Annotated in this window: 2 protein-coding genes; both read left to right on the top strand. The window is 46.0% G+C overall.

The genetic code is table 11. The features are described from left to right. Positions 1-136, top strand: a 136-nt coding sequence (locus H5T41_11035; GenBank protein ID MBC7109292.1) for a winged helix-turn-helix domain-containing protein, incomplete at its 5' end; no start/stop codon positions are given. A gap of 318 nt (positions 137-454) precedes the next feature. After that, positions 455-1828 carry a radical SAM protein gene (locus H5T41_11030; GenBank protein MBC7109291.1) on the top strand — a complete coding sequence of 458 codons (1374 nt, stop codon included), beginning with the start codon at positions 455-457 and terminating at the stop codon, positions 1826-1828. Positions 1829-2104: the final 276 nt, after the last annotated feature.

The raw sequence follows: 2104 nt of genomic DNA, 5'->3' as shown, positions 1-2104 counted from the left end.
TCTGGCCGATCTGATCGGCGCAAGCCGCCAGAAGGTCAATCTGAACCTGCAGAAGTTAGTAAACCAGGGGTTAATCCGAGCCGAACGCGGTCGGATCACCATACTTGACCAAAATGGCCTGCAAGAACTTGGGTGACAAAATTCCCTTTGATCGCAGATCCTTTCCCCATCAGGCTTTTGGCCATTGTGTCACCTTGGTGACGCTTTCTCTGTCACCTAGGTGATAGACAAGGGAGACGAACAAGCCTTAAAATAGTGCAAACTAAGAAGAAAGGGGGTGTTGTGATGTATAAGGTATGGATCATAGACGAGAAACGTGAATTCGTTGGTCGGTTGGAGCCAAGGTTCTGTGGGTGCTTCTGTGGTCGTGGCTCTAAATTCACGCCATAGAGTTGTAGGGGGCAGCTTGGGTGTTAATGCCCAAGCTGCCCCAATGTAGCACGAGGAGGTTATGATGAGCGAAGGTGTGGAAGTGCGCCAAAAATATAAACAATCGCGATATACCGTTCTAATCCCGCTTTCAGGCGAGCTATTCGTTTTACATTCAACACTTTATAAGTCAACCGCTGTAATTACAAAGGCAGTTGCGGAGTTATTGAACCAGCATCAGGACATCAGTCGTGCCACAGTTGATGCTGAAGCATGGGGCGAAATAGAAAAATTGGCACAACAAGGCTTGCTTGTGCCTTCAGACTGTGACGAGACGTATTATGTGAAATACCTCATTGATTCGGCTAAATTCGATTACGGTGCTATGGAAATAGCAATTTTGACCACTATGGCATGCAATTTTGCGTGTCGCTACTGTACTGAATCAGGTTTTCATGAGGATGTGTGGCTGAATGAATCCACTGTAGAGCGTGTTGTTGAATATTTCGAGAGGATCTTCGCAGTAAAGCATCCGCGCAAATTCCGTATTGCTTACTATGGAGGAGAGCCTCTTCTAAATATAAATGCCATTAAATTGTGCTCTGAGAAATTTACTGAGCTAACAGCACGCTTTAATTGTGAACTAGAACAGTACGTGATTACAAATGGATACTTGCTGGACGGTCATATGGTTGAATCTTTAAGCGAGTTTGGGATAAGGGATTATCAAATCACCTTAGACGGCCCAGAAGCAATACATGACCAACGACGACCATTACACTCAGGCCAACCAACTTGGCAAAGAATTATGGGCAATGCTATCGAATTGCTGCAAAGTGATAAATTTGGATCCCTAAGTATCAGAATAAATATTGATGCTCATAACGCTAACACTATCCCGGAATTACTAGACATTCTTGTTTCATCTGGTATAGCCGGATCGGAGAGAGTTGTGGTCTATCCAGCTCCTGTGGTTCCCTCCTTTAACCCCAAGGATAACTGGAATAAATACGTACTGAGGGGAGAAGAAAAAGCTAACGTGTTTATCACCTTATGGCAAGAAATGTACAAAAGAGATATCCCGGTTTTAGTATTCCCAGACTATTACCCCTGTGGACTCCGGGTAGATTGGGCGTCGGTAGTATACCCCACGGGCACTCTCTACACTTGTACTGGCTTTTTAGGAAATTCTAGCTACGCAAAGGGGTCTGTGTTTGGGGAAGAGACAAGTTATGTTCATGTAAAAATGTTGGAAGAGGATATTTCACCGAGTTGTTTAAAATGCAAGTGGACGCCCTTCTGTGGAGGAGGATGTAAATATATTGCAACATGTTTAAGACTAAAACGGATGTGTGAAAAGAACTTTTGCGAAAAGGCGTATCCTGAATTTATAAAGCTTAAAACGCTTCAGAAACTTGAAAGGACGAAAGGACAAATACCTGTACCTAAGTGTTTTTAGCTAAACTGAGCGGCTGCGGGCTGTCAGGATTGACAGGCTGAAACCTGTTTTGCGGTGGGAATGAAAACCCTTGAACCCTCAAGGCATAAAGGATTGGAAGGCGCGGTTCTTCACGATCTGGGGCGGGCAGCAGCTCTCTCTATTCGGAAGCCAGATCGCCCAGTTCGGTCTGGTGTGGTGGCTCACCCGTGAAACCGGTTCGGCCACCGTGCTCGCTACAGCCAGCCTCGTGGCCATGGTCCCCCAGATCGTGCTCGGCCCCTTTGCCGGGGCTTG

The sequence above is a fragment of the Methanomassiliicoccales archaeon genome (assembly GCA_014361295.1).
GTDB lineage: Archaea > Thermoplasmatota > Thermoplasmata > Methanomassiliicoccales > JACIVX01 > JACIVX01.
Note: the sequence above shows the minus strand (reverse complement) of the source record. Positions and strands in the feature narration are given on the sequence as shown.